Here is a 26,881-nt window from a genome sequence, read left to right on the forward strand (position 1 = left end):
CGCATTTTACGAGCCGGCTCAAACCCTCACAGGCTGAAGCTGTGGACCGTGTCGTCCATGGCCGTGGCGCGGCCTCGTAGCGCGGCGGCCGAGGCTGCCGATTGCTCGACCAGTGCCGCGTTCTGCTGGGTCATCTCGTCGATGCTCTGCATGGCCTGGCCCAGTTCGCGGGTCTGGGCCGCCTGGTCGCCGGCCTGGCTGGCCAGGCGCTGCACCACGGCGCTGACCTCGCCCACGCGCTGCACGATCTGACGCATGGCCGTGCCGGCCTCGGCGGCGAGGGTGGTGCCGTCCTCGACCTGGGCGACCGATTGGCGCAGCAGGGCCTTGATCTCGCGTGCGGCCTCGGCGCTGCGCTGCGACAGCTGGCGCACCTCGTTGGCCACAACCGCAAAGCCGCGCCCCTGCTCGCCGGCACGCGCGGCTTCCACGGCGGCATTGAGCGCCAGCAGATTGGTTTGAAAAGCGATGCCGTCGATCAGGCCAGTGATGTCGGCGATGCGGCCCGAGCTGCGCTGGATCTGGCCCATGGTGGCCACCACCTGCTCGACCACCTGGCCGCCGTCCATCGCCATCGTGCTCGCCTCGGCGCTCAGCTGCGTGGCCTCGCGGGCGGCCGTGCTGCTGCTGCCCACGGTCTGGTCCAGCAGGGCCACGCTGGCGGCGGTCTGCTGCAGCTGAGCGGCGGCCTGCTCGGTGCGGCGCGACAGATCGGCATTGCCGCTCGCAATTTCGTCGGCGGCGCTGCGTATGCTGCCGGCGCCGTCGTTGATCTGCCCGACCAGCTTGCGCAGGCCCTCTTGCATGTGGGCGAGCGCCTGCAGCACGCGGCCCAGCTCGTCGGCCCGGCCCACGGGCACGGCCTGGCTCAGGTCGCCGGCGGCGATGCGCTCGGTCACCGCCACCATGGCCTGCAAGGGGCGCAGGACCTGGCTCATCATGCGCAGCATCAGCCAGCCGAGGGCTGCGAGCAGCAGCGGCAGCGCGAGCAGCAGCGCGGTGCGCCGCTGCTGGGTCTGCGCGGCGCGGGTCTGCAGGCCCTGGTCCAGCGTGTTCAGCACCTGGGTGGAGAGCTGGGCCTGGACCTGCGCGGCGGCGGCAAAGCCCTGGGCCAGTTGCTCCAGCGGGTAGCTGGGGTCCAGCGCGGCGGCCTGCACCACCTGCTCCAGCTGCTCGCGCTGTTGCCGCGCCTGCTCGGCCACCGGTGAAAGGGCTGCAGCCAAGGCGCCGCCGCTGCGGATGGCGCGTTGCAGTGCGGACTGCATGGACTCGGCATGCTCGCGGTAGCGCGTCATGGCGGCGGTGAGCAGGGCCAGGTCGTCCACGGCGGCGGCGCGGGCGATGGCGCCGAGTTCCGAAAGCGCCTCCTCCACGCGCGGTGCCGCCTGCAAGCCGGCCAGCAGCGCCTGCTGGCTGGCCGGGTCGGGGTCGCGCGGCAGGCCGGCTTCCTCGTTCAGATCGTCGATGGCGCGCCAGGCCTTGAGGGCCAGGTCTTGCTGGGCGGCCAGCAGATGGGGCAGGTCCATCGGGCCCTCGGCCAGTGCGCGCTGCAGGCGCTGCAAGGCCTCGGCCTGTTGCTGCGTGGCCTCGCGGTGGCGGCCCTCGGGCAGGGCCTCGCGCAAGCGGGCGAGGGCGGGCTGCGTGGCCTGCTGCACGGCGGGCAACTCGGCGCGTGCGGCCGGCCGCGTGCCCAGCGCTTCGGCGGCCAGCTCGCGCTGCTGCCGCTGCAGGCGCAGCAGCGCTTGCCAGGCCTGGTTGGCTGGCAGGGCGGCCTGCTCGGCCTGCAGGCGCTGCAGCTGCAGGCCATCCTGGCGCAGCAGCAGGGCCGTGGGCACGAGGCCCAGCACCAGGGCGATCAGTGCGGCGAGCAGCAAACGGGTCTTCAGGTCGGGCGAGAGGAGACGTTGCATGGCGGGCTCCTCAGGCGGCGGCGGGCAGCGGCTGGTCCACGGCCTCGGGGCCGCGCCGGTCGATGAAGAAGCGGCTGCCGCCACTGCGGCTCTTGGCCACGCGCTTGGGTTCGATCAGGGCCGCCGAGAGCGCCTGCGAGCTCTCGAAGCAGCCTCCACCGCGCACCAGCACCACGCCGGCACTGAACGTGGGCAGCGGATTGAAGCTGGGCTGGTTCTGGCGGTTCAGCGTCGTGTAGCCGCCGCGTTGCTGGTGCTCGTCGCTGAAGAAGCGGCGCACGCCGGCATCGAAGGCCTCGCAGACCTGCTGCAGCCGCTCCTGCCAGTTGGCCGAGCCCAGCACCATCAGGAAGTCGTCGCCACCGATGTGGCCCACGAAGTCCAGCTCGGCATCGGCCGCCTGCGTCAGCACGGCGGCGGTGAACTTGATCATCTCGTCGCCGGCGCGGTAGCCGTAGCTGTCGTTGAAGGGCTTGAAGTTGTCGATGTCCCACATGGCCACCACGAAGGGGCGGCCCTCGGCCAGCAGGCCGTCGAGCTGGTTGTCGATGGGCACATTGCCGGGCAGCAGGGTCAGCGGGTTGGCATAGCGCGCCGAGTGCACCTGCAGGTCGGAGACGGCCTTCAAGAGATCGGAGGTGCGGCCGCTGCCGAAGTACTGGCCGTTCTTGGTGACGATGAAGCCGTCCACCATCAGCCGGTCATCGAGGTTGGCGATGGTCTCGCTCATCGCGCGCAGCGAGGTCGAGACGTCGAACAGCAGCGGCTGCGGGTCCATCAGCACGCTGCAGCTGTGCTTGCGGTGGATGTCCATGAAGAAGCGCTCGGCGCTGCGCTTGAGCACCTGCAGCGAGCGCAGGATGCCGATGGGCCGGTTGTCGGCATCCAGCACGGGGAGGGCATAGAGCTGCTCGTCGCTGGTGAACATCTCGACGACCGACTGGCAGTCGATGCGCGCCGACACCGTGTGGCCGCGCTGCGAGAGCTGGGCTGCCTGCGTGATGGCGCCGGGCAGGCCGGTCAGGCTGCGGGCGGCGCTGCCGTCGCGCAGCAGTGTGGTGATCTCGGCGCGCAAGGTGGCACGTGGCGTGGAGGTCGGCCGCGCCAGCAGATAGCCCTGACAAACCGGCACGCCCAGCTCGCGCAGCACGTTCAGGTCGCCGTTCTGCTCCAGGCCCTCGGCGATCACGGTGCAGCCGCTGGAAGCCGCCATCTCGAGGATGGAGCGCACGAACTGCTGCTTCAGCGGCTCCTGCGAGATGCCATCGATGAAATGGCGGTCGATCTTGACGAAGTCGGGCCGGATGTCCATCCAGCGTTTGAGGCTGGCAAAGCCCTCTCCGAGATCGTCCAGCGCCACCACGAAGCCGAGTGCGCGCAAGCCTTCCAGCGAAGCGCTGAGGCGCTCGGGCTCGAGGATGGGGCGGGTTTCGGTCAGCTCGATGACGATGCGCGAAGGCGGCATGTCCAGCTCGGCGAATTCCTGCGCGATCTGCTCGACGCGGCCCTCGGCGGCCAGCAAGGTGTCGGCCGTCAGGTTCAGGAAGATCTGGCCGGGCAGTGCCAGCTCGCGAAAGCGCCGCAGCGCCTTGCGCACCACCAGGCGCTCCAGCTCGACGAGCCGGCCCTGGCGGGCGGCGGCATCGAACAGCACCAGGGGCGAATGCAGCGGCGAGTCGGCAGGGCCGCGGGTGAGGGCCTCGTAGCCGAGGATGCCGGCGCGGTGCACATCGACCAGCGGCTGGAAATGGATGTCAAAGCTCTGCTGGCTGATCAGGTTGGACAGCTGCAGCGCCAGCAGGTCGTGGCGTGGAGAGACGGGCTTGTTGGCTTGGTCGGGCATGGAGGGAACCGGTTGCAGGGGCATTGCGACCGATTCTTGAGAAGCTCCATGGCAGAGATTTGACAGCGTGGAGGCATGGCGGCCCTCACGTGCATTCGTTCACACTGAACTCAGACCGAAGTTCAAACAATGGGTTCGGCCGCCTCCACGATCATCTGCACGCGTTCCTGACCGTTCCAGCTGTCCAGGCTCAAGCGGTATGCCAATCGCACACGCTCGGGCAGGCCCTCGGTGCGGCCGAACCAGATGCCGTCGCGCAAGACCTGACCCTGGCGCAGCCTGAGCTTCAGATGCTTTTCGCCAACGATGCGCTGCTGCACGATCTCGACCGCATCGCAGAACAGCGGCGCCTCGAAGGCCTGGCCCCAGACCTGCGCCTCCAGCTCGCGCACCGTGGCCGCCGTGTAGGCCTCGGGGGGCAGGGCGCCGTCGGTGCGCAAGGTGCGGGTCAGGGCGGCCTCGTCGAGCCACTCGCGCGCCACCTGCTGAAGCGCGGCATCGAAGGCCGGGAAGGCCTGCGGATCGATCAGGGTGCAGCCGGCCGCCATCGCATGGCCGCCGAACTTCTTCAGGAGCTCGGGCGCACGCTTGCTGACCAGGTCCAGTGCATCGCGCAGATGGAAGCCGGGAATGGAGCGGCCCGAGCCCTTCAGCTGGCCGTCGGCGCCGAGCGCGAACACGAAGGTCGGGCGGTGCACCCGCTCCTTCAGCCGCGAGGCGACGATGCCGACCACGCCCTCGTGGAACTCTGGCTCGTAGATGCACAGGGCCGGAGGGGGCGTTCCGGCCGGCATCAGCGTCTCGAGCTTCTCCTCGGCCAGCTCGCGCATGCCGGCCTCGATCTCGCGGCGCTCGCGGTTGATCGCATCGAGCTGCTTGGCCAGCTCGGTGGCGCGCGTGCCGTCGTCGGTCAGCAAGCATTCGATGCCCAGCGTCATGTCGGAGAGGCGCCCGGCCGCATTGATGCGCGGGCCCAGTGCAAAACCGAGGTCGAAGGCATTGGCTTGCGAGGCATCGCGCCCGGCGGCCGTGAACAGCGCCGTGAGGCCCGGCTGCATGCGGCCGGCGCGCATGCGGCGCAGGCCCTGCGCCACCAGGCGGCGGTTGTTGGCATCGAGCTTGACCACGTCGGCCACGGTGCCCAGGGCCACCAAGTCCAAGAGGCCATCCAGCTTGGGCTGCGGTGCCGATTCATAGGCACCTCGCTTGCGCAGCTCACCGCGCAAGGCCATCAACAGGTAGAAGACCACGCCAACGCCGGCCAGGTGCTTGCTCTCGAAGGTGCAGCCCGGCTGGTTGGGGTTGACCAGGCCATCTGCCGCGGGCAAGACGATCTGTTCGCCAACCAGGGCCGGCAGGTGGTGGTCGGTCACCAGCACCTGCATGCCCAGCTCGCGGGCATGGGCCACGCCGGCCAGGCTGGCGATGCCGTTGTCCACGGTCATCAAGAGTTGCGGGCGCTTGGCCAGGGCTAGCTCGGCGATGGCGGGTGTGAGGCCATAGCCGTGGATGGCGCGGTCGGGTACCACGTAGTCCAGCGTGCCAGGTCTTGCCCCCAGCAGCGCGAGGCCGCGCAGGGCCACGGCGCAGGCGGTGGCGCCGTCGCAGTCGTAGTCGGCCACGATGCAGATGCGCGAGCCGGCTGCCAGGGTGTCGGCCAGCAGACGCGCAGCTTCCTGCATGCCCTTCATGCCCTCGGGTGGCAGCAGCCTGGCGAGGCCGTCGTCGAGTTCTTCCGGGCTCTTGACGCCACGCGCGGCCAGCAGCCGAGCCAGCAGCGGCGAGACGCCGGCCTGCTCCAGCGCCCAGGCGGCGCGGGGCGGCACTTCGCGGGTGATGATCTGCGGGCTCATAGAGCGCCGAGGATTTGCATGGCATCAACGCGCGGCGCGCTGATCGACTGCCAGAGCCGCTGCCAGGCCGAGCGCGGCTGCAGCCGGTAGGGGCGCGCCTCGCGGTCGCCGCAGAGTGTCAGCTGCAGGTCGGGCTCGCCCTGCTTGGCGCGGCTCAGCAGCTCGGCGATCAGGCCGGCATCCAGGGCCCGCCAGGCATCGCACCAGGCCGCCCAGTCGCCGGCCAGCAAGGGCTCGCGCAAACGACTTTCGATCTGCAACCCGGCGGCCTCATGCGCCGGCTCGAAGCGGCCGCAGCCGCTGATCCAGACCGAGTTCACCACCAACTCGCCGCGTGCCTCGCGCTGGCCGTTCAGCGGGTGACGATGCAGCAGCATCTGGCACTCGTTCTGCAGCGTGCGGAGCTTGCGGGCCTCGGGCATCCAGGTGTCGACCGGGCGGTTGATCACGCGCTCCAGGCTGGCGCTCGCGAGGCCTTGCAGGTCGGGGTGGGCGATGTACCAGCGCTCCGGCGCGCCAAAGGCATGGCGCCAGCCCTCGGCGGTAGGGAACAACTCGGCGGCCAGGTCAGAGAGCAACTGGCGCGAGTCGGCCTCGTTCAATTGCAGGGCCTGCGGATCCAGGGCCAGCACCTGGTCGCTGCTGACCGACAGGTGCATGGGGCTCAGTAGGGCCCAGCAGTCGCCGCCGACCTCGATGCCATCGGCCAGGGCGGCCGCCGCCGCATTGACCGGCCGGCCGGCGGCCTGCAAGGCCAGCTCGAAGGGCGTGGCCAGGCTCAGCTCGTCGCCGCCGAGGGCTGGGCCATCGGGCTGCAAGAGGCTTAGCAGGCTGGAGAGCCGGGGCAGGGCCAGCGTCTGCAGGGCGGCTTCGCCGGCCTCGCCGGCGGCGCTGGCATAGGGGATCATCAGGTGCATGGCGGCATTATCGAGGCCGCCCCACGGCCCCTCGGCCGGCCTCCTCATACGCCTGTCATATTTGCTTCATATGCTTGCCCGCATGAACGCGCCCGTCCTGCCCACCGTCCTTGCCACGCCGCCGCTGCTCAACCGCGAGCAGGCCATCCTCGAGTTCAACCGCCGCGTGCTGGCCCAGGCGCAGCGCGAGGACGTGCCGCTCCTGGAGCGGCTGCGCTACATCTGCATCGTCTCCAGCAACCTCGACGAGTTCTTCGAGGTGCGCTTTGCAGACATGCTGGACGCGGCCCGCGACCCCGATTCCCAGGTCAGCAATCGCGACATCGAGCGCGTCGCCCGCGAGGCGCATTTGCTGATCGACGAGCAGTACGGCATCTTCAACGAGCAGGTGATGCCCCATCTGCGCGAGCGGCGCATCGTGGTGCTCAACCATGCAGACCGCAACGAGGCGCAGCGTCAGTGGGTGGCCAAGTTCTTCGAGCGCGAGGTGCGGCCGCTGCTGGTGCCGGTGGGCCTGGACCCGGCCCACCCGTTCCCGCAGGTGGCCAACAAGTCGCTGCACTTCATTGCGCGCTTGTCGGGCAAGGATGCCTTCGGCCGCGACAACCGCATCGCCATCGTCAAGGTGCCGCGCGTGCTGCCACGCGTCATCAAGTTGCCGGCCGTGATCAGCGAGGGCCAGCAGGCCTTCGTGCTGCTGACCAGCGTGATCCGCGCCCACCTGGAGGATCTGTTCCCGGGCCGCCATGTCGAGGCCTTCTCGCAGTTCCGCGTCACGCGCGACTCGGACCTCGAGGTGGACGAGGAAGAAGTGGCCAACCTGCGCCATGCCCTGCGCTCGGGCCTGACCACACGCCACTTCGGCCGTGCCGTGCGGCTGGAGGTGGTCAACACCTGCCCGGAGGAGCTGTCGCGCTTTTTGCTGGAGCAGTTCGACCTGCCGCCGGCGGCCTTGTACCGGGTCAACGGGCCGGTCAACCTGGTGCGGCTCAACGAGCTGATCGACCAGACCGAGGCCGACGGCCTGCGCTTCCTGCCGCATGAGCCGGTCTGGCCGCAGGGCCGGCTGCCGCGCGGCAAGTCCATGTTCCATCGCCTGGCCAAGAGTGACGTGCTCTTGCACCATCCCTTCGAGAGCTTCGAGCCGGTGGTTCAGCTGCTGCGCGAGGCGGTCGAAGACCCCGATGTGCTGGCCATCAAGCAGACGGTCTACCGCACCGGCAGCAAGTCAGAGCTGATGGACCTCCTGATCGAGGCGGCGCGGCGCGGCAAGGAGGTGATGGTGGTCGTCGAGCTGAAGGCGCGCTTCGACGAGGAGGCCAACATCAACTGGGCCGAGCGGCTGGAGGCGGTGGGCGCCCAGGTCGTGTACGGCATCGTCGGCTACAAGACCCATGCCAAGCTGCTTTTGATCACGCGGCGCGAAGGCAGGCCTGGCGGCAAGACCAATCTGCGGCGCTACGCCCATCTTTCGACCGGCAACTACAACCCCAAGACGGCGCGGCTCTACACCGACATCGGCATGCTGACTGCCGACCCGGACCTGACGGCCGATGCCGATATGGTGTTCCGTCAACTGGCGTCGCTGGGCAAGTTCAAGACGCCCCGCCAACTGTTGGTAGCACCGTTCAACATGCACCAGCGCATGGTGGAGCACCTGGCCCAGGTGGAGGCCGCAGCGCGCGCCGGCCAGCCGGCGCGGGTGGTGGTGAAGATCAATGCGCTGACCGATGCCGAGCTGATCGCAGCCCTGCTGAAGACCGCCCAGGCGGGCGCCAAGATCGACCTGATCGTGCGCGGTGCCTGCATGCTGCCGCCGGGCCTGCCCGGCATCAGCGACAACATCGTGGTGCGCTCGGTGGTGGGGCGCTTCCTGGAGCATTCGCGGATCTGCTACTTCCGCTGGGGCGTCAGCGAGGTTGATGAAGCGCTGTACCTCTCCAGCGCCGACTGGATGAGCCGCAACATGTTCCGCCGCATCGAGGTGGCCTGGCCGGTGCTGGACGCCCGGCTGCGCCAGCGTGTCATCGATGAGGGCCTGGTGCCCTACCTGAACGACAGTCTGGATGCCTGGCAGTTGGGGCCGGACGGGCACTCGACCAAAATCGGAGGCGCAGGCATCAGCGCTCAGCAAGCACTCATGCGCCTCTTCACTCCGTCTTGAACTCCACCGCCAGCAGCTTGCTGCGCGACCAGGCCTCGGCCTCGCCGCGCAGCAGGTAGTCGGCCCGCGGGTTGGCGGCCAGCCAACCGGGCTTGGCTTCGATGCGCAGGCGGCGCTCGTGGCGCTGCAGCTTCAGGGCATCCAGCGCGACTGGTGTGCGTGCGTGGCACTGGAGCACGGCCAGGCGCAGGGCGAGCAACTGCCACAGCAGGCTTTCGTCGGCCTGCAACTGCTCCTGCAGCTTGCGCAGGCCACCGCGTTGGCCGAGGGCCAAGTCGCCGAGGCGGTGCAGCTGGTTCTGCGAGAAGCCGGCCGCATCCACATGCGAGAGCAGGTAGGCGCTGTGGCGGTGGTGGTCGTGGTGCGAGACCATCATGCCGATCTCGTGCAGGGCCGCCGCCCACCCGAGCTCGCGCTGCAGTTCGGGCTGGGCCTCGGGCTGCAACTGAGCGTACAGGGCCAGCGCATGGGCCTGCACGCGCTTGGCCTGCTTGCCGTCCACACCGAAACGCTGCTGCAGCGCGCGCACCGAGTGCTCGCGCAGGTCCAGCGTGGCGCGGGCACCCGGGTTGAGCCGCTCGGCCAGGTCGAAGACCACGCCCTGCCGCAGCGCGCCCTTGGCCGGCTTCAGCGCCTCGATGCCGAACTGCGTGAGCAAGGTGTAGAGGATGCACAGGCCACCGGCCACGACGGCGCGGCGGTCTTCCTTCAGGCCGGGCAGGGCCAGCTTGTCCATGTGGCCGGCGGCCAGGCATTGCTCTATGCACCAGCGCAGCGCCTCGGTCGTGACCGTGCCATCGGTGATGCCGCTGCCGGCCAGCAGCTGCGACACCGCGCCTACCGTGCCGGAGGAACCCAGCGCCTCGGCCCAGGCCGGCTTGCTGTGCTGCCGCGAGAACTGCTTGAAGGCTTCTTCGAGCTCAGCACCGGCGGCGATCTGCGCCGCGCGGAAGGCTTCGGCCGTGAAGGCGCCGGTGGGGAAGAAGCGCATCGACAGGCTGACGCTGCCGATCTGGAAGCTCTCGGCCTTCAGCGGCTTGCGGCCCCGGCCGAGGATCATCTCGGTCGAGCGGCCGCCGATGTCGATCACCAGCCGCGTTGCCTCAGAGGGCTGCAAGCGCGCCACGCCGGCAAAGATCAGGCGCGCTTCCTCGCGGCCCGAGATCACCTCGATGGGAAACCCGAGCGCCTGCTCGGCACGTGCCAGGAAGGCGTCGCGGTTGCGCGCCTCGCGCAGCGTCTGCGTGGCCACAGCACGCACGCATTCGGGCGCGAAGCCCTGCAGCGCGGCGGCGAAGCGAGCCAGGCAGGCCAGGCCGCGCTGCATCGCTTCTTCGCTCAACTGGCCCTCGGCGTCGAGGCCGCCGCCGAGGCGCACGGTTTCCTTCAGGTATTGCTGGCGCTTGTACTGGCCGCCTTCCAGCCGGGCGATCTCCAGGCGGAAGCTGTTGGAGCCCATGTCGATGGCGGCCAGGACCTGGGATGTGCGCTGGGAGTTGCGGTGGGCGACGGCAAGATTCATGGGGCGCGATTGTCGCGGCATTCGATGACGATGCATCCGGGCCGCGTCCCTAGAATCCGCAGGCCTTGTAGCCAGGAGTTCACGTGTCCGCATCCGATGTGCAGAACCCGAGCCGGCGCGACTTCGTTGTCCGCGCCACCGTGGGCAGCGGTTTCGCCGCCGCCGTGTTGCCGGTGACGGCCGAAACCATCAAGACCGAGGCCAGCGATCTGCTGGTCGGCGAGGTGATGATCCCGGTCGGCAGTTTCCAGATGCCGGCCTACCGCGCGGCGCCGGCCAGGGCGCAGGGCAGGCTGCCGGTGGTGCTGGTGGTCAGTGAGATCTTCGGCGTGCACGAGCACATTGCCGATGTGGCGCGGCGCTTTGCCAAGCAGGGCTATCTGGCCATCGCGCCCGAGCTCTTTGTGCGGCAGGGCGATGCCGGCGACTACGGCGAGATCGCCAAGCTGATCGCCGAGGTGGTGTCCAAGGTGCCCGACGCCCAGGTGCTTGGCGACCTCGATGCCTGCCTGGCCTGGGCCGGTGCAAACGGAGGTGACCTGGACCGTTTGGCCATCACCGGCTTCTGCTGGGGCGGTCGCATCAGCTGGCTCTATGCCGCGCATCAGGCCAAGCTGAAGGCGGCCGTGGCCTGGTACGGCAAGCTGCAGGGCGAGCGCCACAGCATCTATCCGCGCCATCCGCTGGACCTCACGGGCGAACTGAAGGTGCCGGTGCTGGGCCTTTACGGCGGCGCGGACACCGGCATTCCGAACGAGGACGTGGCCCGCATGCGCGAGGCCCTGAAGGCCGGCAATGGGGCGGCACGCGGCAGCGAGATCGTGCTTTACCCGGACACGCCCCATGCCTTCCATGCCGACTACCGGCCCAGCTACCGAGAGAAGGAAGCGCGTGATGGCTGGGCGCGCTGCCTGGCCTGGTTCAAGTCGCATGGCGTCTGATGAGGCCTTGACAGCTCTGAGACAATGCTCAACCAGCGCACCCCTCCCGGTGCGCTTTGATTTTCTGCATACCCGCCGGCGTGCCCTGATTCTTCATCGCCCATGACCCTGCTCTACATCCTGCTCGCGACTCTGATCGGCGGCCTGCTGTCGGTCCTGATCGCGGCCAGCCTGACCGTGAGCCTGCTGGGCCGGGTGGTCAAGCACCTGGTCAGCCTGTCCACCGGCGTGCTGCTCGGCACGGCGCTCCTGCAGGTGCTGCCCGAGGCCTTCGAGCGCGATGCACGGCCGCAGGCGCTGTTCATCACGCTGCTCGGCGGCCTGCTGTTCTTCTTCCTGCTGGAAAAGGCCGAGCTGTACCGCCACACCCACCATCACGAGGGCGACGGCCACCATCACCACCATCATTTCGATGCCGAGCAGGCCGGCCGCGGCGGGTTCTCGGTGCTGGTGGGCGACAGCATCCACAACTTCTGCGACGGCGTGATCATCGCGGCCGCCTTCCTGGCCGATCACCACCTGGGCCTGGCCACGGCCGTGGCCATCATTGCCCACGAGATTCCGCAGGAGGTGGGCGACTACATCGTGCTCCTGAACGCCGGCTTCTCGCGCAGCAAGGCCTTGCTCTACAACGCGGTGTCAGGTCTTGCCGCCGTGGCCGGTGGCTTGCTCGGCTACTTCGTCGTCGGGCCCTGGCAGGAGCTTTTCCCCTTCCTGCTGGTGGCGGCCTCGAGCAGCTTCATCTACGTGGCCGTGGCCGACCTGATCCCGCAGCTGCAGCGTCGCCTGCCCTGGCGCGAGACGCTGGCCCAACTGGGCTGGCTGGGTGCCGGCCTGGCCTTGGTGACGGTGGTGGTGAGCTTCTCCGGCCACCACTGAATCACCGCTGAATCGTCACTGCGCCGCTGCGCTAGCGGACGATCAGCACCGGCGTCTTGCAGTGCGTCAGCACCTTCTGGGTCTCGCTGCCGAGCAACAGGGCCTGGACACCGCGCCGGCCGTGCGAGGCCATCACCAGCAGGTCGACCTTGCTGTCGGCCGCATGCTCGATGATGGCTTCCCAAGGATGCAGGGCCTCGACCGTGTGGCCCTCGCAGGGCACGCTGGCCGCCTCGGCGGCGGCCATCACCGCCTTCACCCGCGCGCTGGCGATGCGCTCCTGCGCGTCGAAAAATTCCTGCGGCGGCGTGGGCTGCATCTCCGACACCGCGCTGTAGGGGAAGGGCTCCTTGACGCTGATCGTGTACAGCATGGCGCCATGGGTCTTGGCCATGGCGATGGCCGTGTCTACGGCTTTGCTGGTGATGTCAGACCCGTCGGTGGGAACCAGGATGCGCTTGAACATGGCGGACCTCCTTGCTGGTGTGCTTGACCCAGTGTGGCGCTCGCGCGCCGGGTCCATCTTGCGCCATGTCAAGCAGGCTTGCCAGCCCTTGGCTAACCTTTCGCGATAGGTCGTGCCGGATCGGAAGACCACTCACTCCACGAGCCGGCATACAGCGCAGAGCCGGCAAGGCCGGCATGTTCCATGGCGAGCAGGTTGTGGCAGGCGGTGACGCCGGAGCCACATTGGTGGACCACGTTCTCGGGTGCGTGCGGCGGCAGCAAGGCGGCGAAGGCGGCGCGCAGTTCGGCGGCCGGCTTGAAGCGGCCATCAGCGCCCAGGTTGTCCTTGAAGAAGCGGTTGCTGGCGCCGGGGATGTGGCCGGCCTGCTTGTCGAGGGGCTCCACTTCGCCCCGGAAGCGCTCGGCCGCGCGAGCATCGATCAGGCGCAGGGTGCCAAGTCGTGCCTGCAGCGCATCGGCGGCTATCAGCGGGCTGAGCGAGGCACCCGGAATGAAGTCGCCGGCCTGCGGTGTGGGCGGCTCGTGGCTGCTCAAGGGGCCGCCGGCTGCCGTCCAGGCGGCGACGCCGCCATCAAGCACGGCCACGGCCTCGTGGCCCAGCCAGCGCAGCATCCACCAGAGGTGGGCGGCGTAGGGGCCGCCCTGGCGGTCATAAGCGACGACCTGGGTCTCGCGGCGCAGGCCAAGCAGGCGCATGCGGGCGGCAAAGGCATCGCGCTCGGGCAGCGGATGACGGCCGTTGCTGCCCGTCATGGGGCCGCAGGTGTCGCGGTCCAGGTGCAGGTAGTGGGCGCCGGGCAGGTGCTGCTCGCGCCAGGCGCGTTCGCCGGCCGTGGTGTCGGCCAGGTCGAAGCTGCAGTCGATCAGCAGCAGGGCCTGGTGCTGCTTCTCCAGGGCTAGCAGCTCGGTGGCGGAAATCAGGGTGCGGTAGGTCATGCTCATCAGGATTCGCTCACGGCATGGGGAGAGGGTTCGACGCGGCTGCGCAGCAAGGTGGCGGCCAGGCCCGCGCCAATGATCAGGGCGATGCCGGCGAGGGCGCTCCAGCTCATCCTGTCCTGGAACAGCCAGGCACCGTAGAGGCTGGAGAACACGATGCCCAGGTACTGCAGGCTGGCATTCACGAGGGTGCGACCCCGGCCATAAGCGCGGGTCATCATCAGCTGGGCGATGGTGGCGAGCAGGCCGACGGCGAGCAGCAGGGCGATGCCGCGCGTGTCATGGCCGTGGAATTCGGTGTGGCGGCTGAAGTGCAGCACGGCCGTGGTCAATGCTCCGGCGGCCGCTCCACCCAGCGAGAAGTAGAAGACGATGCGGTACTCGGGCTCGCCGGCCCGCCCAAGCGCCGTCACCTGCAGGTAGGCGAGGGCGGACAGCATGCCCGACAGCAGGCCCGCGAGGCCATGCCAGGCCTGCTGCTGATCGATGGTCGGCCGCAGCACCAGAGCCACGCCGACAAAGCCCAGCAGCACCGCTGCGACCAGTCGGGAGTCGACCTTGGCCGTCCCGAGCATCACGGCACCGCCGATCAGGAACAGGGCCATCCAGACCGAGGACATGTAGTTCAAGGTCATGGCCGTTGCCAGCGGCAACTGGCTGATCGAATAGAACCACAGTGACAGTGCGCAGACGCCCGAAAGGCTGCGCCAGAAATGCATGGCCGGCACGCTGGTTCGCAGGGACAGGCCGTGGAAACGCGCCATCAGGCCGATCATCGCGACGCCGACCAGGCCGCGGTACATCACGATCTCGCCGGCGTCGTACTGGCTGGACGCCAGCTTCACGCACACGCCCATGGTGGCGAACAGAAACGTGGCGGCGATCATCAGGGCGGAGGCGGGCATGGCCGCCATTCTGCCCGGCGAGCAGGCAAGAAAAGGCCGCTCTCGCGGCGGTCTTTCGCTAAAAGGCCGCCTCGCGGGCGGCCTTGCCGTTCAAGGGGCGATCTGCATGAGATTGCGGTACCACTCATGGAAGTGCTGCATGCCGTCTTCCATCGGGCTCTGGTAGGGGCCGACCTCGTTGTCGCCGCGCTCCATCAGGGCTTTGCGGCCGGCGTCCATGCGCAGGGCGATCTCGTCGTCTTCCACGCAGGTTTCCATGTAAGCCGCCTGGTGGGCCTCGACGAACTCGCGCTCGAAGGCGGCGATTTCCTCGGGGTAGTAGAACTCGACGATGTTGGTGGTCTTCTGCGGGCCCTTGGGGAACAGCGTGGACACCACCAGCACATGCGGATACCACTCCACCATGATGTGCGGGTAGTAGGTCAGCCAGATCGCGCCCTGCTTGGGCGCCTCGCCGCCCCGGAAGGCCAGCACCTGCTGGTGCCACTTCTTGTAGACCTCCGAGCCTGGCCGCTCCAGTTCCTTGTGGATGCCCACGGTCTGTACCGAGTGGTGGCGACCGAACTCCCAGCTGAGGTCCTCGCAGGTGACGAAGTTGCCGAGGCCGGGGTGGAAGGGGCCGACGTGGTAATCCTCCAGATAGACCTCGATGAAGGTCTTCCAGTTGTAGTCGCACTCGTGCACCTGGACCTTGTCCAGCACATAGCCCGTGAAGTCGAGTTCGGCGGTCGGTCCCATGCCGGCCAGGTGGGCGGCCACGTCATGGCCGTTGTCCTCGAACAGCAGGCCGTTCCATTCGCGCAGCTTGTAGCGGTTCAGGTTCAGGCAGGGGTCTTGCTCGAAATGCGGCGCGCCGACCAGTTCGCCCTTCAGGTCGTAGGTCCAGCGATGCAACGGGCAGACGATGTTGCTGCGCGTGTTGCCCCGGCCCTTCAGCATCACGGCCTGGCGGTGGCGGCAGACGTTGGAGATCAGCTCGATACCCTGCGGCGTGCGTACCAGGCTGCGGCCCTCGCCCTCCTGAGGCAGGGCGTAGTAGTCGCCAACTTCGGGCACGGCGAGTGCGTGCCCGAGGTAGCGTGGCCCAGGTTGGAACAGCAGAGCCTGTTCCTTGCGGAACAGGGCCTCATCGAAATACGAGGTGACTGGCAGCTGGGTTTTGCTGCGCTCAAGCGCCGAGACAGGGGTGCTCAGGTCGGACATGATCCAAAGGGGTCTCCAAGAAACCAATGTCAACCCCCCGGCACGGTCGCTGCGAAAGCCGCGCTGCACCGGGTTTGTGAAGAAGAGAAGAAGGGCAAAAAAGCCCGACACATGCCGGGCCTGAACGCTTCCTGGCTTGGCCGAACTGCGGTGGGCCAGCATCAGGGATTGCGCGAGGGCGGGATTGTACCCAAGGGGCCGCCGGGCGGGGCGCGGCTGCACCGACATGGGCGGCGATGTCAACTGTTGCTTCCTGAAACCATCCCCCATTGGGCGGCCAGGGAATGGTGTGTGACGCTGACTACAATGCGCCGTTTCGCGTATTGAAATGAGCAAAGCTGCCGATTCCTCCGCCAAATCCGCGTCGTCCGTGCGCGGCCAAGCCCTGCCTGCCCCGGCCAGCTACGAGCTGGCCCTGGCCGAGCTGGAGCAGTTGGTGGCGGCCATGGAAGGCGGGCAACTGCCCCTGGATCAATTGCTGGACAACTACAGGCGCGGCGCCGAGTTGCTGGGCTTTTGCCGGGAGCGCCTGGTGGCGGTCGAGCAGCAGGTCAAGCTGCTGGATGCAGGCGAGCTGAAGCTCTGGGAGGATTCTTGATAGTGGACGCCGCAAGATTTGATGCCTGGGCCGAGGGAGCCCTGGACCGGGTGGAGACGGCGCTGGGGCGCTGGGTGCCCGAGGACTCGCCAGCCGGCCTGGGCGAAGCCATGCGCTATGCGGTACTGGGCGGTGGCAAGCGTTTGCGCCCGCTGCTGGTGCTGGCGGCCTGCGAGGCCACGGGCGGCTGCAATGAAGCTGCACTGCGTGCCGCCTGCTCGGTGGAGCTGATCCACGCCTACTCGCTGGTGCACGACGACATGCCTTGCATGGATGACGACGTGATGCGCCGCGGCAAGCCCACGGTGCATGTGGCCTTCGGCGAAGCCCAGGCCATGCTGGCCGGCGACGCGATGCAGGCCCTGGCCTTTGAGGTGCTGACGCCTGAAGAGGGCGTGGAGCCGGCCCTGCAGGCGCGGCTGTGCGCCTTGCTGGCCCGCTCGGCCGGCCATGCCGGCATGGCCGGCGGCCAAGCCATCGACCTCGCCAGCGTCGGTCAGCAACTTGACGAAGCGGCGCTCTGCGATATGCACAGGCGCAAGACCGGCGTACTCTTGCAGGCCAGCGTGCTGATGGGTGCGGCTTGCGGCGAGGTGGACGAGCGAGGCTGGAATGCCTTGGCCGACTACGGCGCGGCCATCGGCCTCGCCTTCCAGGTGGTGGACGATATTCTGGACGTCACCCAGGCCTCCGAGGTGCTGGGCAAGACGGCAGGCAAGGATCAGGATGCGAACAAGCCGACCTATGTGAGCGTGCTGGGCCTGGAGCCGGCACGCCGCTATGCGCAGGCGCTGCGCCAGCAGGCCCAAGCGGCCCTGTCGGCCAGCGGCCTGGCCGACACGAGCCGGCTGGCGCAACTCGCTGACAAGGTCGTTGAGCGCGATAGCTGACCCCTTGGGGTTGGCCGTGACATAACTAGGATCGCCATGAATTACGCCCTGCTGAAGACCGTCAACAGCCCGGCTGACCTGCGACGCCTGCCGCGCGCAGATTTGCCGCAGCTGGCTGAGGAACTGCGCAGCTTCGTGCTGGAGTCGGTGTCCAAGACCGGCGGGCACCTGGGCTCGAACCTGGGCACGGTCGAGCTGACCATTGCGCTGCACTATGTCTTCAACACGCCGGATGATCGCCTGGTGTGGGACGTGGGCCACCAGACCTATCCGCACAAGGTGCTGACCGGCCGCCGCGAGGGCATGACGGGCCTGCGCCAGCTGGGGGGCATCAGCGGCTTCCCGCGGCGCGACGAAAGCGAGTACGACACTTTCGGCACCGGCCACTCGTCCACTTCGATTTCGGCCGCCCACGGCATGGCCATGGCGGCCAAGCTCAAGGGCGAGGACCGCAAGGCCGTGGCCATCATCGGCGACGGCTCGATGACGGCAGGCATGGCCTTTGAAGCGCTGAACAACGCCGGCGTGCCGCAGGGCGGCCTGCTCGGCGACCTGCTGGTCATCCTGAACGACAACGACATGTCGATCAGCCCGCCGGTGGGGGCGCTGAACAAGTACCTGGCCCGCCTGATGAGTGGCAAGTTCTACGCCGCCGCACGCGAAGGCGCCAAGACGGTGCTGAAGAACACGCCGCTGTACGAATTTGCCCGCCGCTTCGAGGAACACACCAAGGGCATGGTTGTGCCCGGCACGATCTTCGAGGAGTTCGGCTTCAACTACGTGGGCCCGATCGACGGCCATGACCTCGACGCCCTCATTCCCACGCTGGAGAACCTGCGCGACAAGAAGGGCCCGCAGTTCCTGCACGTGGTGACCAAGAAGGGCGCCGGCTACAAGCTCGCCGAAGCCGACCCGGTCAAGTACCACGCCGCCTCGGGCAAGTTCGACCCGGCCGTGGGATTCGTCAAGCCAGCCCAGCCGCCCAAGCAGACCTTCACCCAGGTCTTCGGCGACTGGCTCTGCGACATGGCCGAGCAGGACAAGCGCCTCGTCGGCATCACCCCGGCCATGCGCGAAGGCTCGGGCATGGTGGACTTCCACAAGCGCTTCCCCAGCCGCTATTTCGACGTGGGCATCGCCGAGCAGCATTCGGTCACCTATGCCGCCGGCCTGGCCTGCGAAGGCCTGAAGCCGGTGGTGGCGATCTACTCGACCTTCCTGCAGCGCGCCTACGACCAACTGGTCCACGACGTGGCGATCCAGAACCTGCCGGTGCTGTTCGCGCTGGATCGCGCCGGCCTCGTGGGCGCTGATGGCGCCACGCACGCCGGCAACTACGACATCGCCTACACGCGTTGCATCCCGAACATGGCCGTGCTCACGCCGGCCGACGAGAACGAATGCCGCCAGGCCTTGTTCACGGGCTTCCAGCATGAAGGCCCGGTGACGGTGCGCTACCCGCGTGGCGCTGGCGCCGGCGTTGTGCCGCAAGCGGCCATGCAAGCCTTGCCCTGGGGCAAGGGCGAAGTGCGCCGTCGCGGATCGCGCATCGCGATCCTGGCCTTCGGCACGGTGCTCTATCCGGCCCTGGCTGTGGGCGAGAAGCTCGATGCCTCGGTGGCGAACATGCGCTTCGTGAAACCGCTGGACCACGAACTGGTGGCCGAGCTGGCCCGCACGCACGAGGCCTTGGTCACCATCGAGGAAGGCTGCGTCATGGGCGGCGCCGGCAGTGCCGTGCTGGAGAGCCTGCAAGCCGCCGGCATCAACGTGCCGGTGCTGCAGCTGGGCCTGCCCGATGTGTTCGTCGAGCATGGCGACCCGGGCAAGCTGATGGCCCAGTGCGGGCTGGATGCCGCCGGCATCGAGCAGTCCATCGTCGAGCGCTTCGGCGCCCGGCCGGCGCTGCGGGCGGCGGCCAACGGCTGAGGCTTGGCCCTACGCCGGCAAGGCTGCTGGCATGCTGTCATGCTTGCGGTCCGTATTAACCCTAGGCGCTCGCCGGACGAGCGCCGGTCCGTGATTCCAGCATGAACCAAGTCACCAGCGCCCTGTTGCACCACATCCCCGACACCCAGAGCGAGCGCGACGAGCGCCATCTGGTGATCCAGCGCGTGGGCGTCAAGGACGTGCGCTATCCGCTGCAGGTTCTGGTGGCCGGCAAGGCCCAGCCCACGGTGGGCAACTGGACGCTGGACGTGCTGCTTCCGGCCGAGAAGAAGGGCACGCACATGTCCCGCTTCGTGGCCTGGCTCGATGCGCTGCAGGCACCGCTGGATGGCGCCTCGCTGCGCGAGCTGCATGGGCAGATGCTGAGCAAGCTTGAGGCGGTGGAGGGCCGCATCGAGGTGCGCTTCACCTTCTTCCTGCGCAAGCGCGCGCCGGTGTCCGGCATCGAAAGCATGCTGGACTACCAGGGCGCCCTGATCTCCGAAACCCGCGCTGGCGTCACCACGGTGTGGGCCGAGGTGGGCGTGGCGGTGAAGAGCCTCTGCCCCTGTTCCAAGGAAATCTCCGACTACGGCGCCCACAACCAGCGCTCGCTGGTGACCATACGCGCCGAGCTCAAGGACGCGAGCTTGAGCTGGCAGGAGCTGGTGCGCTTCGCCGAAGAAAGTGCCTCCAGTGAAATCTGGCCGTTGCTCAAGCGCAGCGACGAGAAGTGGATCACCGAGCATGCCTACGAGAACCCCAAGTTCGTCGAGGACCTGGTGCGGGATGTGGCGCTGCGCTTGAATGCCGAGGCGCGTATCGGGCGCTACACGGTCGACGTGGAGAACTTCGAGTCCATCCACAACCATTCGGCCTACGCGCGCATCGAGCGCGCCTGAAGCCACTGAAGACGACTGCAGAAGAGGCCGCTTGATGCGGCCTCTTCTGCTTTCAGTGCTGCAAACGCTGCTGCAGCGCTGCTGCCTCCATCCGTAAGGCATTGCAGAGCAGCTCGACGCGCGGATGGCTGGGCCGGTGCAGGGGCCGGGCCAGCCACACCTCGTAGGGAATCGAGAGGCTGAAGCGCCGCCATTGCAGGCGGGACCCGGCGCAGGCCAGGGCCGTCAGCGGATTGACGATGGCGAGGCCGAGGCCCTGCTCGACCATGGCGCAGACCGCGACCGCGCTGTGCGTCTGCAGCCGCAGCTGGCGTTGCACGCCATGGGCCTCGAAGACGGCGTCGATCAGGCGGCGGTAGGGGTCGTTGCTGGCCAGGCTCACAAAGGCCTGGCCGGCGAAGTCTTCGGGGTGCAGCAGCGGCTTGGCCAGCAGCGCATGGCCGGCCGGCAGCACGCAGACCTCGTCCAGGCTCAGCAAGCGCTCGAAGCTCACGCCCTCGGCACCCTGGCCCTGCTCGGTGAGGCCTAGGTCGAAGCGCTGGGCGCTCAGCCAGTCGTCCAGCAGCGGTGGCTCCTGCGGTGTGATGTCGATGGCACCCTGGTCGCCAAGCCGTGCGCAGGCGGCCGGCAGCAGTGCATGGGTGAGGGCGGGCAGGCTGAGCAATTGCAAGGCGCCGGGCTCGTCCCGCGCCAGGGCGCGGGCTCGGTGCGTGACGCGCTCCAGGCCTTCGAAGGAGCGCTGCACCTCGTCGAACAAGGCCAGGGCCCGGGCCGTAGCCTTGAGCCGGCCGCGCTGGCGTTCGAACAAGGCATAGCCGAGCAGGAATTCCAGCCGCGCCAGCTCCCGGCTGATGGTGGGCTGCGAGCTGTGCAACTGCCGCGCCGCCTCGCTGACGCCGCCGGCCAGCATCACGGCGCGGAAGACCTCGATATGGCGGTGGCTGATCGCTGACATGCCCCGGACCATATCAGATATGGATTGATGATCGACATGAAAGCATTTGATTGGATGGAATGGGCAGGGCATGCTGCCGGCATTGCCTGAATTCCCGCCGAGACTGACATGCCCCTGCCCATTTCCGCCCCCTTGCTGCACAACCTGGCCGAGCGCTTCGGCAGCCCGCTGTGGGTCTACGACGCCGCCGTCATCCGCCAGCGCATCGCCGCGCTGAAGGCCTTCGACACCGTGCGCTTCGCCCAGAAGGCCTGCTCCAACATCCACATCCTCAGGCTGATGCGGGAGCAGGGCGTCAAGGTCGATTCGGTCTCGCGCGGCGAGATCCTGCGGGCGCTGGCCGCCGGCTATCAAACCGGTGGCGACGAGATCGTCTTCACCGCTGATCTGCTGGACCGCGAAACGCTGGCCACCGTCGCCGAACACAAGGTGCCAGTCAACGCCGGCTCGATCGACATGCTGCGCCAGCTGGGTGCTGTCTCGAAGGGCCACAAGGTCTGGCTGCGCATCAACCCCGGCTTCGGCCATGGCCACAGCAACAAGACCAACACCGGCGGCGAGCACAGCAAGCATGGCATCTGGCACACGGAGCTGGCCGAGGCGCTCGCCGTCATCAAGGCAGAGGGGCTGCAGCTCGTCGGCCTGCACATGCACATAGGCTCGGGCGTGGACTATGGCCACCTGAGCCAGGTCTGCGGCGCCATGGTGGGCCTGGTGCGCGAGGCTCAGGCGGCCGGTCACGACCTGCAGGCCATCTCGGCCGGCGGCGGCCTGTCGATTCCCTACCGCGAGGGCGGTGCGGTCATCGACACCACCCACTACTTCGGTCTTTGGGACGCCGCTCGCAAGGAGGCCGAAGCCATCGTCGGCCACGCCTTGCATCTGGAGATCGAACCTGGCCGCTTCCTGGTGGCCGAGTCGGGCTTGCTGCTGACCGAGGTGCGCGCTACCAAGAATGCCGGCAACAACCACTTCGTGCTGGTCGACGCCGGCTTCAACGAGCTGATGCGCCCGGCCATGTACGGCGCCTTCCATGCCATGACCCTGCTGCCGCGCGACGGCAGCCAGCGCCCAAACCGCCCCACCGTGGTGGCCGGCCCGCTGTGCGAATCGGGCGACGTGTTCACGCAGGAGGACGGCGGTGTGGTCGTGCCGCGCGAGCTGATGGCGGCCGAGGTCGGCGACCTGCTGGTGATCCACGACACCGGGGCCTATGGCGCCTCCATGTCCAGCAACTACAACAGCCGGCCACTGATCGCCGAGGTGCTGGTTGATGGCACGGCCGAACCGCGCCTGATCCGTCGCCGCCAGACCGTCGAGGAGCTGCTGGCGCTGGAGGCCTGAGGCCTCGATAGGGATTCCCAATGGGGGTGATTTGATTAACCAAAACTAACGATACGCTTGTATCGATATAGTTCGATCCATCCCGTCAACCCCCTCAACGAGGAATCCCCGATGTCCCTGATCAACACCCAAGTCCAGCCCTTCAAGACCGAAGCTTTCCACAACGGCAAGTTCATCGAAGTCACCGAGCAAAGCCTGAAGGGCAAGTGGTCCGTGCTGATCTTCATGCCGGCTGCCTTCACCTTCAACTGCCCGACCGAAGTCGAAGACGCGGCCGACCACTACGCCGAATTCCAGAAGGCCGAGACCGAGGTCTACATCGTCACGACCGACACGCATTTCGCGCACAAGGTCTGGCACGAAACCTCGCCGGCCGTCAGCAAGGCCAAGTTCCCCCTGGTTGGCGACCCGACGCACCAACTGACCAACGCCTTCGGCGTGCACATCCCTGAAGAAGGCCTGGCCCTGCGCGGCACCTTCGTGATCAATCCGGAAGGCGTGATCAAGACGGCCGAGATCCACTCGAACGAGATCGCCCGCGACGTCAAGGAAACCCTGCGCAAGCTGAAGGCTGCCCAGTACACCGCCAAGAACCCCGGCCAGGTCTGCCCGGCCAAGTGGAACGAAGGTGCCAAGACCATCGCTCCGTCCCTCGATCTGGTCGGCAAGATCTAAATGAGCCCCTTTGCTGCGAGCCCGGGAGGGCTTGCAGCAAACCCCCAAGAGTTGCGCAAGCGACTCTGAAAGCGTCTCCAGCAGGGGCGCTTTCAGAGTGGCTCATCTCGCCACGCCTGAACAAGGAGCAGCACCATGTTGGACGACACCCTGAAGACCCAGCTCAAGGCCTACCTCGAGCGCGTCACCCTGCCTTTCGAGATCGAAGCCTCGCTGGACGATGGTGCGAGCTCGCAGGAACTGCTGGCCCTGCTGCAGGACATTGCCGCGATGTCGGACAAGATCACGCTGTCGACCGCCGGCCAGGATGCGCGCAAGCCGTCCTTCAGCCTGCGCCGCACGGGCACCGAGCAAAGCCTGCGCTTTGCCGCCATTCCCCTCGGCCATGAGTTCACCTCGCTGGTACTGGCCCTCCTGTGGACGGGCGGCCACCCGCCCAAGGTGGAGCCCGAGGTGATCGAGCAGATCAAGTCGCTCGACGGCGAGTTCAGCTTCGAGGTCTACATGTCCTTGAGCTGCCACAACTGCCCGGATGTGGTGCAGGCGCTGTCGCTGATGTCGGTGCTGAACCCCAAGATCAAGACGGTGGTGATCGACGGCGCGCTGTTCCAGGCCGAGGTCAATGAGCGCGAGATCATGGCCGTGCCCAGCGTCTACCTGAACGGTCAGCCCTTCGGCTCGGGCCGCATGACGGTGGAAGAGATCGTTGCCAAGCTCGATACCGGTGCCGCCGACAAGGACGCCGCCAAGCTGTCCGCCAAGGAAGCCTTCGACGTGCTGGTGGTCGGCGGTGGCCCCGCTGGCGCGGCGGCAGCCGTGTACGCCGCCCGCAAGGGCATCCGCACCGGCATCGCGGCCGAGCGCTTCGGCGGCCAGGTCAATGACACGCTGGCCATCGAGAACTACATCTCGGTGCTGGAGACCGACGGCCCGAAGTTCGCCATGAGCCTCGAAGCCCATGTGAAGGCCTACGGCGTCGACGTGATGAACCTGCAGCGTGGCGACAAGCTGATTCCGGCCTCGGTGCCGGGCGGCCTGGTCGAGGTGCAACTGGCCAATGGCGGATCGCTCAAGAGCAAGACCGTGATCCTCACCACCGGCGCGCGCTGGAGGAACGTCAACGTCCCCGGCGAGCAGGAATACAAGAACAAGGGTGTGGCCTACTGCCCGCATTGCGATGGCCCGCTGTTCAAGGGCAAGCGCGTGGCGGTGATCGGCGGCGGCAACTCCGGCGTCGAGGCGGCCATCGACCTGGCCGGCATCGTGAACCACGTGACCCTGATCGAATTCGGTGAGGCCCTGCGTGCTGATGCGGTGCTGGTCAACAAGCTGAAGAGCCTGCCCAACGTCACCATCCACACGCAGGCCCAGACCACCGAGCTGACCGGCGACGGCAACAAGCTGAACGGCCTGACCTACACCGACCGCGCGAGCGGCGAAAGCCACCACATCGAGCTGGAAGGCGTGTTCGTGCAGATCGGCCTGGTGCCCAACACCGAGTGGCTGAAGGGCGTGGTCGAACTTTCCAAGCACGGCGAGATCATCGTGGACGCCAAGGGCCAGACCTCGGTGCCCGGCGTGTTTGCCGCTGGTGATGCGACCACCGTGCCCTTCAAGCAGATCATCATCGCGGCCGGCGATGGCGCGAAGGCGGCGCTCGGCGCCTTCGACCACCTGATGCGCAGCTGATCAGGCCGCCTGCAGGGCCGGCCGCCGGCTGGCCCACAGGCTTTCCAGGCTGTAGACCGCCAGCGCCAGCCAGATCAGCGCAAAGCCGATCAGGCGGGTCGGCTGGAAGGGCTCGCGGTACAGCCACACGCCGAGCACGAATTGGGTGCTGGGCGCGATGTACTGCAGCAGGCCCAGGGTCGTCATCGGGATGCGCCGTGCGCCTGATGCAAACAACAGCAAGGTGACAGCCGTCAGCGGGCCGGAGAGCAGCAGGAGCAGCAGCGTCGAGCTGTCTGCCGCGACGAGGGCGCTGTGCCCCTGCCAGCTCCACCAGGCCAGGGCAGCGATGGCGATGGGTGCCAGCACCAGGGTCTCGACCGTCAGGCCTTCCAGCGCACCGAGCGGCGCGATCTTGCGCAAAAGGCCGTAGAAGCCAAAGCTGAACGCGAGGCTCAGCGCCACCCAGGGCAGGCGGCCGCCCTGCACGGTCAGCCAGATCACACCGGCCGCCGCGAGGCCCACGGCCAGCCACTGCAGCTTGCGCGGCCGCTCGTGCAGCACCAGAAAGCCCAGCGCCACATTGACCAGCGGGTTGATGAAGTAGCCGAGGCTGGCGTCCAGCACATGGTCGTTCTGCACGGCCCAGACATAGACCAGCCAGTTGGTCGCCAGCAGCAGGGCCGAAAGAGCGAAGGCGCCCAGCACCTTGGGTTGGTCCAGCAACGCGCGCATCCAGCGGAAATGTTTCTTTACCAAGAGCAGGGCCATGACGAACAGCAGGGACCAGACCGTGCGGTGCGCCACCACCTCCATCGCGCCGACCTGGCTCAGCAGCTTGAAGAACAGCGGGAACAGGCCCCAGGCGGCATAGGCAGCGGCGGCGTACAGCACGCCCTTGGAGGATTCATTCGTCATGCCTGACATTGTGGTGGCGCCGCCCAGACCTTGCCGGCCGGGGGACTTCCACTGATGCAGGCCGGCCGCCAGAAGCGCCTAATGCGCAGCCATGCCCCGCATCGTCTTCACGCCGCAGTTGCGCCGCTTTGTGGATGCGCCTGATTTCGAGACAGGCGCATTGCAGCTGCGTGCCGCGCTGGAGGATTGCTTCGCAGCGCACACACGCCTGCGCGGCTACGTGCTCGACGACCAGGCTCACCTGCGCGCCAATGTGGTGATCTTCATCGACGGCCGGCGCCAGCGTGATGCCGTGGCCTTGAGCGATGCCCTGCAGCCGCACAGCGTGGTCCATGTGCTGCAGGCCCTGTCTGGAGGATGAATGCCATGAGTGATTCCGCCTGGGTGGCCACCCGCAAGGGCCTGTTCGAGCTGCGCCACGAGGGCAGCCGGGGCTGGCAGATCGCCAAGCTCAGCTTCATCGCCGAGCCTGTCAGCATGCTGCTGCCGGCCCCGCCGGGGCAGCGCATGCTGGCGGCGCTGAACCTGGGCCACTTCGGTGTGAAGCTGCAGGGCTCGGACGATGGGGGCCAGAGCTGGCGCGAGCTGGCCGTGCCCACCTACCCGACGCAGCCCGAGGGTGCGGCCGGCCCGGCCTGGAAGCTGCAGCAGATCTGGTCGCTGGAGCGCGGTGGCGACGGCAGCCTGTGGGCCGGCACCATCCCCGGCGGCCTGTTCCAGAGCCGCGACGAGGGCGAGAGCTGGCAACTGGTCGAATCCTTGTGGAACCGCGAGGAGCGGCTCGAGTGGTTCGGTGGCGGCTACGACGCGCCGGGCATCCATTCGATCTGCCCCCATCCGGCGGCCAGCAGCGAGCTCTTGCTCGGCATCAGCTGCGGCGGCGCCTGGCGCAGCACCGACGGCGGCCAGGCCTGGGCCACGCGCTCGGCCGGCATGAAGGCGCTGTTCATGCCGCCGGAACGCCAGGACGACCCGAACATCCAGGATCCGCACCGCATCGTGCGCTGCACGGCCGCGCCCGAGGTGCTGTGGTGCCAGCATCACTGCGGCATCTGGCGCTCAGCCGACAACGGCGCCAGCTGGCAGGAGCTGAAGGCTGAACCCTCGAGCTTCGGCTTTGCCGTGGCCGCGCATCCGTTTGATCCTCAGACCGCCTGGTTCGTGCCGGCGGTGAAGGACGAGCGCCGCCTGCCGGTCGATGCCGCGCTGTGCGTGCTGCGCACCCGCGATGGCGGCAAGACGTTCGAGGCCCTGCGCGCGGGACTGCCGCAATTACATTGCTACGACCTCGTGTACCGCCATGGCCTGGCGGTCGATGGCACGGGCCAGCGTCTGCTGATGGGCAGCACCACCGGCGGCCTGTGGGCCAGCGAGGATGGTGGTGAGCATTGGCAGGCCGTCTCGCTGAACCTGCCGCCGATCTACGCCGTCCGCTTCTAACAATCCATCCAACCCCTG

Annotated in this window: 23 protein-coding genes; 12 read left to right on the plus strand and 11 right to left on the minus strand. The window is 67.9% G+C overall.

Going from position 1 to position 26,881, the window contains the following annotated elements:
* Window positions 1-26 precede the first annotated feature (26 nt).
* From J7U46_RS14025 to J7U46_RS14040, 4 genes are all read right to left on the minus strand, one after another.
* Entirely contained in the window at window positions 27-1,910 is a 1,884-nt protein-coding gene (locus J7U46_RS14025; RefSeq protein ID WP_282826828.1) for a methyl-accepting chemotaxis protein, read from the minus strand.
* 10 nt (window positions 1,911-1,920) lie between these two features.
* On the minus strand, window positions 1,921-3,753 hold the full coding sequence (locus tag J7U46_RS14030; RefSeq protein WP_282826830.1) for a bifunctional diguanylate cyclase/phosphodiesterase: 1,833 nt from the start codon (window positions 3,751-3,753) through the stop codon (window positions 1,921-1,923).
* Window positions 3,754-3,875: 122 nt separating this feature from the next.
* On the minus strand, window positions 3,876-5,606 hold the full coding sequence (gene recJ, locus J7U46_RS14035) for a single-stranded-DNA-specific exonuclease RecJ (RefSeq protein WP_282826832.1): 1,731 nt from the start codon (window positions 5,604-5,606) through the stop codon (window positions 3,876-3,878).
* Window positions 5,603-6,523 carry a hypothetical protein gene (locus J7U46_RS14040; protein WP_282826834.1) on the minus strand — a complete coding sequence of 307 codons (921 nt, stop codon included), beginning with the start codon at window positions 6,521-6,523 and terminating at the stop codon, window positions 5,603-5,605. Before J7U46_RS14040 ends, recJ begins: the two co-directional genes overlap by 4 nt.
* A gap of 82 nt (window positions 6,524-6,605) precedes the next feature.
* Here J7U46_RS14040 and ppk1 point away from each other — a divergent pair, with 82 nt between their 5' ends.
* A complete protein-coding gene (gene ppk1, locus J7U46_RS14045) occupies window positions 6,606-8,687 on the plus strand; it encodes a polyphosphate kinase 1 (RefSeq protein ID WP_282826836.1) in 2,082 nt (693 codons plus the stop codon).
* On the opposite strand, the gene J7U46_RS14050 is transcribed toward ppk1, so the two are convergent.
* The gene (locus tag J7U46_RS14050) at window positions 8,674-10,209 is read right to left on the minus strand and encodes a Ppx/GppA phosphatase family protein (RefSeq protein WP_282826838.1); all 1,536 of its coding nucleotides are present in this window, start codon (window positions 10,207-10,209) and stop codon (window positions 8,674-8,676) included. The genes ppk1 and J7U46_RS14050 overlap by 14 nt on opposite strands.
* An 83-nt stretch (window positions 10,210-10,292) precedes the next feature.
* On the opposite strand from J7U46_RS14050, the gene J7U46_RS14055 reads away from it, so the two are divergent.
* Window positions 10,293-11,150 carry a dienelactone hydrolase family protein gene (locus J7U46_RS14055; RefSeq protein WP_282826840.1) on the plus strand — a complete coding sequence of 286 codons (858 nt, stop codon included), beginning with the start codon at window positions 10,293-10,295 and terminating at the stop codon, window positions 11,148-11,150.
* A 102-nt stretch (window positions 11,151-11,252) separates the two neighbouring features.
* Entirely contained in the window at window positions 11,253-12,029 is a 777-nt protein-coding gene (locus J7U46_RS14060; protein WP_282826841.1) for a ZIP family metal transporter, read from the plus strand.
* 31 nt (window positions 12,030-12,060) lie between these two features.
* On the opposite strand, the gene J7U46_RS14065 is transcribed toward J7U46_RS14060, so the two are convergent.
* The 4 genes from J7U46_RS14065 to J7U46_RS14080 all read right to left on the minus strand — a co-directional run bounded on the left by J7U46_RS14065 (window position 12,061) and on the right by J7U46_RS14080 (window position 15,544).
* Window positions 12,061-12,495, minus strand: a complete 435-nt coding sequence (locus J7U46_RS14065) for a universal stress protein (RefSeq protein ID WP_282826843.1) — start codon at window positions 12,493-12,495, stop codon at window positions 12,061-12,063.
* A 92-nt stretch (window positions 12,496-12,587) separates the two neighbouring features.
* A complete protein-coding gene (locus J7U46_RS14070; protein ID WP_282826918.1) occupies window positions 12,588-13,433 on the minus strand; it encodes a sulfurtransferase in 846 nt (281 codons plus the stop codon).
* Between the two features lie 5 nt (window positions 13,434-13,438).
* Window positions 13,439-14,341 (minus strand): DMT family transporter, encoded by a 903-nt coding sequence (locus J7U46_RS14075; RefSeq protein ID WP_282826845.1) that lies wholly within the window; start codon window positions 14,339-14,341, stop codon window positions 13,439-13,441.
* A gap of 90 nt (window positions 14,342-14,431) precedes the next feature.
* Entirely contained in the window at window positions 14,432-15,544 is a 1,113-nt protein-coding gene (locus tag J7U46_RS14080) for an aromatic ring-hydroxylating dioxygenase subunit alpha (RefSeq protein ID WP_282826846.1), read from the minus strand.
* A gap of 328 nt (window positions 15,545-15,872) precedes the next feature.
* On the opposite strand from J7U46_RS14080, the gene J7U46_RS14085 reads away from it, so the two are divergent.
* The 4 genes from J7U46_RS14085 to folE2 all read left to right on the plus strand — a co-directional run bounded on the left by J7U46_RS14085 (window position 15,873) and on the right by folE2 (window position 19,863).
* Window positions 15,873-16,142, plus strand: coding sequence for an exodeoxyribonuclease VII small subunit (locus J7U46_RS14085; RefSeq protein ID WP_282826848.1), 270 nt, complete (start codon window positions 15,873-15,875; stop codon window positions 16,140-16,142).
* A gap of 2 nt (window positions 16,143-16,144) precedes the next feature.
* Complete coding sequence (locus J7U46_RS14090) at window positions 16,145-17,032, plus strand: polyprenyl synthetase family protein (protein WP_282826850.1); 888 nt, start codon at window positions 16,145-16,147, stop codon at window positions 17,030-17,032.
* Window positions 17,033-17,068: 36 nt separating this feature from the next.
* Window positions 17,069-18,961, plus strand: a complete 1,893-nt coding sequence (dxs, locus tag J7U46_RS14095; RefSeq protein ID WP_282826851.1) for a 1-deoxy-D-xylulose-5-phosphate synthase — start codon at window positions 17,069-17,071, stop codon at window positions 18,959-18,961.
* A gap of 101 nt (window positions 18,962-19,062) precedes the next feature.
* Window positions 19,063-19,863 (plus strand): GTP cyclohydrolase FolE2, encoded by an 801-nt coding sequence (gene folE2 / locus J7U46_RS14100; protein WP_282826853.1) that lies wholly within the window; start codon window positions 19,063-19,065, stop codon window positions 19,861-19,863.
* Between the two features lie 52 nt (window positions 19,864-19,915).
* On the opposite strand, the gene J7U46_RS14105 is transcribed toward folE2, so the two are convergent.
* Window positions 19,916-20,818: a LysR family transcriptional regulator gene (locus J7U46_RS14105; RefSeq protein ID WP_282826855.1), complete on the minus strand. Its 903-nt coding sequence runs from the start codon at window positions 20,816-20,818 to the stop codon at window positions 19,916-19,918.
* A 108-nt stretch (window positions 20,819-20,926) separates the two neighbouring features.
* Between J7U46_RS14105 and lysA the strand changes: the two genes are divergently transcribed.
* The 3 genes from lysA (at window position 20,927) to ahpF (ending at window position 24,526) form a co-directional block, all read left to right on the plus strand.
* The gene (lysA, locus tag J7U46_RS14110) at window positions 20,927-22,162 is read left to right on the plus strand and encodes a diaminopimelate decarboxylase (protein ID WP_282826857.1); all 1,236 of its coding nucleotides are present in this window, start codon (window positions 20,927-20,929) and stop codon (window positions 22,160-22,162) included.
* A gap of 111 nt (window positions 22,163-22,273) precedes the next feature.
* Entirely contained in the window at window positions 22,274-22,837 is a 564-nt protein-coding gene (gene ahpC / locus J7U46_RS14115) for an alkyl hydroperoxide reductase subunit C (protein ID WP_282826858.1), read from the plus strand.
* A 135-nt stretch (window positions 22,838-22,972) separates the two neighbouring features.
* Window positions 22,973-24,526: an alkyl hydroperoxide reductase subunit F gene (gene ahpF / locus J7U46_RS14120; protein ID WP_282826860.1), complete on the plus strand. Its 1,554-nt coding sequence runs from the start codon at window positions 22,973-22,975 to the stop codon at window positions 24,524-24,526.
* On the opposite strand, the gene rarD is transcribed toward ahpF, so the two are convergent.
* A complete protein-coding gene (rarD, locus tag J7U46_RS14125) occupies window positions 24,527-25,423 on the minus strand; it encodes an EamA family transporter RarD (protein ID WP_282826861.1) in 897 nt (298 codons plus the stop codon). It abuts the gene before it with no gap.
* A 91-nt stretch (window positions 25,424-25,514) separates the two neighbouring features.
* Here rarD and J7U46_RS14130 point away from each other — a divergent pair, with 91 nt between their 5' ends.
* Together J7U46_RS14130 and J7U46_RS14135 are read left to right on the plus strand one after the other, a co-directional pair.
* Window positions 25,515-25,784, plus strand: a complete 270-nt coding sequence (locus tag J7U46_RS14130; RefSeq protein WP_282826863.1) for a MoaD/ThiS family protein — start codon at window positions 25,515-25,517, stop codon at window positions 25,782-25,784.
* Between the two features lie 5 nt (window positions 25,785-25,789).
* Entirely contained in the window at window positions 25,790-26,863 is a 1,074-nt protein-coding gene (locus tag J7U46_RS14135) for an exo-alpha-sialidase (RefSeq protein WP_282826865.1), read from the plus strand.
* Window positions 26,864-26,881 lie beyond the last annotated feature (18 nt).

The sequence above is a fragment of the Pelomonas sp. V22 genome, from assembly GCF_030014915.1.
Classification (GTDB): domain Bacteria; phylum Pseudomonadota; class Gammaproteobacteria; order Burkholderiales; family Burkholderiaceae_C; genus JAUASW01.

What these genes read in the sequence shown, in the direction of transcription:
- ppk1 (WP_282826836.1), top strand. Translation starts at nt 6,606, where the DNA reads ATGAACGCGCCCGTCCTGCCCACCGTCCTTGCCACGCCGCCGCTGCTC.
- J7U46_RS14065 (WP_282826843.1), bottom strand. Translation starts at nt 12,495, where the DNA reads ATGTTCAAGCGCATCCTGGTTCCCACCGACGGGTCTGACATCACCAGC.
- J7U46_RS14040 (WP_282826834.1), bottom strand. Translation starts at nt 6,523, where the DNA reads ATGCACCTGATGATCCCCTATGCCAGCGCCGCCGGCGAGGCCGGCGAA.
- J7U46_RS14070 (WP_282826918.1), bottom strand. Translation starts at nt 13,433, where the DNA reads ATGACCTACCGCACCCTGATTTCCGCCACCGAGCTGCTAGCCCTGGAG.
- J7U46_RS14060 (WP_282826841.1), top strand. Translation starts at nt 11,253, where the DNA reads ATGACCCTGCTCTACATCCTGCTCGCGACTCTGATCGGCGGCCTGCTG.
- dxs (WP_282826851.1), top strand. Translation starts at nt 17,069, where the DNA reads ATGAATTACGCCCTGCTGAAGACCGTCAACAGCCCGGCTGACCTGCGA.
- J7U46_RS14105 (WP_282826855.1), bottom strand. Translation starts at nt 20,818, where the DNA reads ATGTCAGCGATCAGCCACCGCCATATCGAGGTCTTCCGCGCCGTGATG.
- ahpF (WP_282826860.1), top strand. Translation starts at nt 22,973, where the DNA reads ATGTTGGACGACACCCTGAAGACCCAGCTCAAGGCCTACCTCGAGCGC.
- rarD (WP_282826861.1), bottom strand. Translation starts at nt 25,423, where the DNA reads ATGACGAATGAATCCTCCAAGGGCGTGCTGTACGCCGCCGCTGCCTAT.
- J7U46_RS14025 (WP_282826828.1), bottom strand. Translation starts at nt 1,910, where the DNA reads ATGCAACGTCTCCTCTCGCCCGACCTGAAGACCCGTTTGCTGCTCGCC.
- lysA (WP_282826857.1), top strand. Translation starts at nt 20,927, where the DNA reads ATGCCCCTGCCCATTTCCGCCCCCTTGCTGCACAACCTGGCCGAGCGC.
- ahpC (WP_282826858.1), top strand. Translation starts at nt 22,274, where the DNA reads ATGTCCCTGATCAACACCCAAGTCCAGCCCTTCAAGACCGAAGCTTTC.
- J7U46_RS14075 (WP_282826845.1), bottom strand. Translation starts at nt 14,341, where the DNA reads ATGCCCGCCTCCGCCCTGATGATCGCCGCCACGTTTCTGTTCGCCACC.
- folE2 (WP_282826853.1), top strand. Translation starts at nt 19,063, where the DNA reads ATGAACCAAGTCACCAGCGCCCTGTTGCACCACATCCCCGACACCCAG.
- J7U46_RS14050 (WP_282826838.1), bottom strand. Translation starts at nt 10,209, where the DNA reads ATGAATCTTGCCGTCGCCCACCGCAACTCCCAGCGCACATCCCAGGTC.
- J7U46_RS14080 (WP_282826846.1), bottom strand. Translation starts at nt 15,544, where the DNA reads ATGTCCGACCTGAGCACCCCTGTCTCGGCGCTTGAGCGCAGCAAAACC.
- recJ (WP_282826832.1), bottom strand. Translation starts at nt 5,606, where the DNA reads ATGAGCCCGCAGATCATCACCCGCGAAGTGCCGCCCCGCGCCGCCTGG.
- J7U46_RS14135 (WP_282826865.1), top strand. Translation starts at nt 25,790, where the DNA reads ATGAGTGATTCCGCCTGGGTGGCCACCCGCAAGGGCCTGTTCGAGCTG.
- J7U46_RS14030 (WP_282826830.1), bottom strand. Translation starts at nt 3,753, where the DNA reads ATGCCCGACCAAGCCAACAAGCCCGTCTCTCCACGCCACGACCTGCTG.
- J7U46_RS14130 (WP_282826863.1), top strand. Translation starts at nt 25,515, where the DNA reads ATGCCCCGCATCGTCTTCACGCCGCAGTTGCGCCGCTTTGTGGATGCG.
- J7U46_RS14085 (WP_282826848.1), top strand. Translation starts at nt 15,873, where the DNA reads ATGAGCAAAGCTGCCGATTCCTCCGCCAAATCCGCGTCGTCCGTGCGC.